The organism is Kitasatospora sp. NPDC127060, from assembly GCF_042724935.1.
Classification (GTDB): Bacteria; Actinomycetota; Actinomycetes; order Streptomycetales; family Streptomycetaceae; genus Kitasatospora.
In genome coordinates, this window is sequence record NZ_JBHXEG010000174.1 from 1 (window position 1) to 4,148 (window position 4,148).

A 4,148-nucleotide genomic window follows, 5' to 3' on the forward strand; every position below is an offset into this window, starting at 1 on the left:
GGAAGCTAAGCCTCACAGCGCCGATGGTACTGCAGGGGGGACCCTGTGGGAGAGTAGGACGCCGCCGAACAATTCTTCAGAAAAGCCCCTGATCCAAAAGGATCAGGGGCTTTTCGCATTTCTGCTTCGCGCTCAGTTGTCGTCGTCGTCCTGCGGCTGGGTGTCGTCGGTCTTCGGCTGCCCCTGGGCCTGGGCTGGCGTGGCCTCAGCGGTCGGGGCCCCGGACGGCGTCGCCCCGGCCGGGGTCGCCTGGGCCGTCGGCACGGCCGCCGTTCCCCAGGACGGCCGGTCGAGCCACTTGTCCGCGCTGTTGGTGAGCCGGGCGACGCCCGTACCGTCCGGGCGCATGCTGTAGAGGTCCGCGCCGGAGCCGGCGGGCGCCTGGGCGAAGACGATGGACTTGCCGTCGGGCGCGTAGGAGGCCGAGCCGTAGAAGGCGGTGGAAGGGGCGGGGGTGAGTGCGCCGATGGCGGTGCCGTCGGGGTGGACGGTGTAGATGCCGCCGCCGGGGGCGTTGTCGGGCCCGGCCGGGTAGGTGGTGAAGAGGATCTGAGTGCCGTCGGGGGACCAGGCCGCGCGGTCGCCGGCGCGCAGTTCCCAGGGGGTGAGCTGGCGCAGGCCGGTGCCGTCCGCGCCGACGACGTAGATGGCGCGGCTGTTGGCGGGCTGTGCGGTGGCGCTGGTGCGGTACTCGAAGGTGAGCTGCTTGCCGTCCGGGGACCAGCTGGGATTGCTGATGGCACCGGAGTAGGGCTTGTCGTTGGTGAGGAAGGTGAGCCGTTGGACGCTGGTGCCGTCGGGGCTCATCAGATAGAGGTCCGAGTACTGGACCTGGTTGTTGTGGGCCTGGTCCAGGGCCCCCCAGGAGCGGCTGAAGGCGAGTTGCCTGCCGTCCGGGGAGAAGGCGGGGGCGCGTTCGTCCTCGTTGGCGCAGTCGGCGGTGGCACTGCCGCTGTCGCACAGCTGGCTGATCCGATGGGCGTTGTCGCCGTCGGCGGAGACCGTCCAGAGGCGGGCCGAGCCGGTCAGGGGGTCGGTGCGGTCGAAGGCGATGGCAGTGCCGTCGGGGGACCAGTCGGGGCGGTCGTCGCGGGCGCGCTCGGGCGGCTGGGTGATCTGGTGCTGGCCGGCGCCGTCGGGCCCGAGGGTGACGATGGCGCTGGTGGACCGGGTGGCGTCGGTGTAGGCCCGGCTGACGATCAGTCCGTTGTGGGCCTCGGCGTTCGCGGCGCCGACGACGCCGGGGGCCGCGGACGGGCTGGGGTCGGGCGAGGCGGTGGGTGATTCCGGGCGAATCTCGGAGAGCGGGATGTCGCCGGGTTCGGCCCCGCACCCGGTGAGCAGGGTGCCCACAAGCAGGAGGCCCGCACCGGCGGTTGCTCGGGTGCGGGCTTTGCTGCTGGTGGGGGACTGCCGTGTGCCGGTGATCCGTGTCATCTCCGTCTTCGACCTTTCCGACCGCTCCGACGTGTGCCCGACTCCGATGTGGGAGGGACGCAGGACGCATCCAGGAGGAAGGCCCTGGAACGAGCTGTCACTGTGTCAGACGGGGTGTGTCGGCGGCCGGGGCGACACGCGACGGATCGCATTCGCTCGGTCACACGGAGTAGACGGGGTGGGTGGGGTGCGGCGGGGTGGGTCAGTCCCGGGCGGCGCGGCGCTCGGCCTTGGCGGCGGCTTCCGCCTCGTCCTCGGCCTCGGCGACCTCCAGGGTGGGCGCGGTGCCGCCGAGCTGGGCGGGCAGCCACCAGGAGTCGTCCGGGCCGGACGGCTTGCCGGGGTACTCGCGCTGGGCTCGGTCGAGCATCTCGCTCATGGCGGCGCGCAGCTTTCTGGTGACCATGACGGGCTTGTCGCCCGGCTCCAGGTGAATCGGTTCGCCAATCATGATCGTCACCGGGACGTGGCGCTTGGTGAGGGTCTTCGGGCGGCCCTTGGTCCAGAGTTGCTGGGTGCCCCAGAGGATGACGGGCAGCAGCGGGGTGCCGGAGTCGGCGGCCATCCGGGCGGCGCCGGTCTTGAACTTCTTCAGCATGAACGAGCGGCTGATGGTCGCCTCGGGGAAGACCCCGACGACCTCGCCGGCCCGCAGGGCGCGGACGGCGGCCTCGTAGGCGGGCTGGCCGTCGGTGCGGTCGACCGGGATGTGCTTCATGCCGCGCATCAGCGGGCCGGAGATGCTGTGCCGGAAGACGTCGTCCTTGGCCATGAAGCGGGTCTTGCGCTTCCCGCCGCGGTAGGCGCCGAGGCCGGCGAAGAGGAAGTCCAGGTAGCTGATGTGGTTGCTGACCAGCACCGCTCCGCCCCTGGCGGGGATGTGCTCGGCGCCGACGATCTTGATCCGCACGTCGAGCGCACGGAAAGCGGTGAGTGCGGCGCCGATCACCGGCGGGTAGACGAACTCTGCCACGGTCAGTCCTGACTTCCACGGGCCGGGGCCCGGTACGGCGGGTACCCGAGCCGTGCGTGGGAGCCGACCGGAGCACGGCACGCCGCGGCGGTCACGGGTGATACACGGAGATGATCCCCCGAACGAGTGCCTGCTGTCACCTGAGCCGTGCGGTCAAGCGAATATTCACGGTGTGATGTCCGTGATGAACCCGGGGCGGAACCTTTCCGTTGCCCGGCCCTCGGCGATCCGTCGGAGCTCAGGCCCCGGCGCCGAGCCGGCCCTGGGCGCGGCGGACGATCGGGTAGATCTCGGAGCCCAGGCAGTAGCCGAAGGCGGCGTTCAGGAAGGCAGCGGCCAGGGCGAAGGCGCCGGCCAGCAGGCCGAGCCAGAGGACCCCGGTGAAGTAGCCGAGGGCGGCCACGGTGGCGAACACCGCCCCGCCGCCCTGGGTGAAGCGCAGCGGGCGCTCGTCCGTGGTCGCGGTGGGCGGCGCCAGGCGGGGTGCGACGAAGGTGTGGAACAGCCAGCCGTACGGGGACAGTCGGGGGCCGCCGGCCGCGCCGAGCACGAACACCAGGGCCTGGGCGGCCAGCAGCAGGCCGCTGCCGGTGATCAGGGCGGCGGCCAGCACCAGGGTGGTGAGCGCGGCGGCGAAGCGGTGACCGCGAGGGTCGGTCTGCAAGGGGGCTCCGGGAGGGTCGCGACGGACGGCTGTGGTGGGGCGCGTCAGCGACAGCGGGCGGTGGTGGCCAGCCCCAGGTCGACGACGCGACGGACGGTCAGCAGCGGCGGGGAGGGGCGGTCGGAGTCCACCCGCCGATCGTACGGGGCTGGTGTCGGCAGGTCGACCACCCTTTCGGAGCCCGGCCGTGCTGTCGCAGACTGGAGGGATGACCGGACTGGTGGTGTGCCTCGTCGTGTTGGCGGCGGCGACCGGGTCCGGGCTGTCGAGGACCGGGCGTGACGGGAGGCTGAGGGTGCGCACCAAGGACGGGGCGGTACGACTGTCGGAGGCGGAGCTGGGCGGGCCGCTCGGTGAGCGGGCGACTCTGGTGCAGTTCTCCACCGCTTTCTGCCAACCGTGCCGGGCTACCCGACGGGTGCTGGCCGAGGTGGCGGAGATGGTCGACGGGGTCGCGCACGTCGAGCTGGACGCCGAGGCCCAGCTGGAGCTGGTCCGCCGGCTGGAGGTGTTGCGGACGCCGACCGTCCTGGTGCTGGACGCGGCGGGCCGGGTGGTGCGCCGGGCGGCGGGGATGCCGCGCAAGGCGGATGTGATCGCGGCGCTCGGCCAGGCGGTGTGATCCGTGGGGAGCGGCTGAGGGGTGACGGGTCGGCGGTGAAACGGCTGACGGATAACAGCTGACAGCGAACAGATGATGAAATCTGTTCGCTGTCAGCTGTTATCTGTTTGCCGTCGGTTCGCGCCGCCCCGCGAGGTGGACCCGGCCTCCGGCTGGGGCAGGATGGGCGCAAGCGGCGGCGCGCGCCCTCCGCCCTAAGCTACTGGCCAGTAGTGACCACTGGACTACCGGCGAGTATGCTGCCAGGAAGTTCCGGACCGGCACGGGAAACTCGCTGCCCGGAGCGGGTGCGTGGCGTGTTCGCACCCGCTTGCACGTCGCAGCCGCCGGACGAGACCAGTACAGGAGACAAGGCCGTGAGCTTGAGGATCGTCGTCTGTGTGAAGTACGTGCCGGACGCGACGGGTGACCGTCGTTTCGCGGACGACCACACCACTGACCGGGAGGGTGTG

The 4,148-nt window shown here is 71.6% G+C and carries 4 protein-coding genes and 1 pseudogene; 2 read left to right on the forward strand and 3 right to left on the reverse strand.

Going from position 1 to position 4,148, the window contains the following annotated elements; genetic code table 11:
- Positions 1–132: 132 nt before the first annotated feature.
- The 3 genes from ACFWIS_RS40435 to ACFWIS_RS40445 all read right to left on the reverse strand — a co-directional run bounded on the left by ACFWIS_RS40435 (position 133) and on the right by ACFWIS_RS40445 (position 3,074).
- Positions 133–1,437 (reverse strand): TolB family protein, encoded by a 1,305-nt coding sequence (locus ACFWIS_RS40435; RefSeq protein ID WP_380464031.1) that lies wholly within the window; start codon positions 1,435–1,437, stop codon positions 133–135.
- Between the two features lie 202 nt (positions 1,438–1,639).
- Positions 1,640–2,410 carry a lysophospholipid acyltransferase family protein gene (locus tag ACFWIS_RS40440; RefSeq protein ID WP_380464030.1) on the reverse strand — a complete coding sequence of 257 codons (771 nt, stop codon included), beginning with the start codon at positions 2,408–2,410 and terminating at the stop codon, positions 1,640–1,642.
- A gap of 238 nt (positions 2,411–2,648) precedes the next feature.
- A complete protein-coding gene (locus ACFWIS_RS40445) occupies positions 2,649–3,074 on the reverse strand; it encodes a DUF4395 domain-containing protein (protein WP_380464028.1) in 426 nt (141 codons plus the stop codon).
- Positions 3,075–3,282: 208 nt separating this feature from the next.
- On the opposite strand from ACFWIS_RS40445, the gene ACFWIS_RS40450 reads away from it, so the two are divergent.
- Positions 3,283–3,696: a thioredoxin family protein gene (locus tag ACFWIS_RS40450; protein ID WP_380464026.1), complete on the forward strand. Its 414-nt coding sequence runs from the start codon at positions 3,283–3,285 to the stop codon at positions 3,694–3,696.
- 356 nt (positions 3,697–4,052) lie between these two features.
- A pseudogene (locus tag ACFWIS_RS40455) lies at positions 4,053–4,148 on the forward strand (electron transfer flavoprotein subunit beta); the annotation flags it as partial.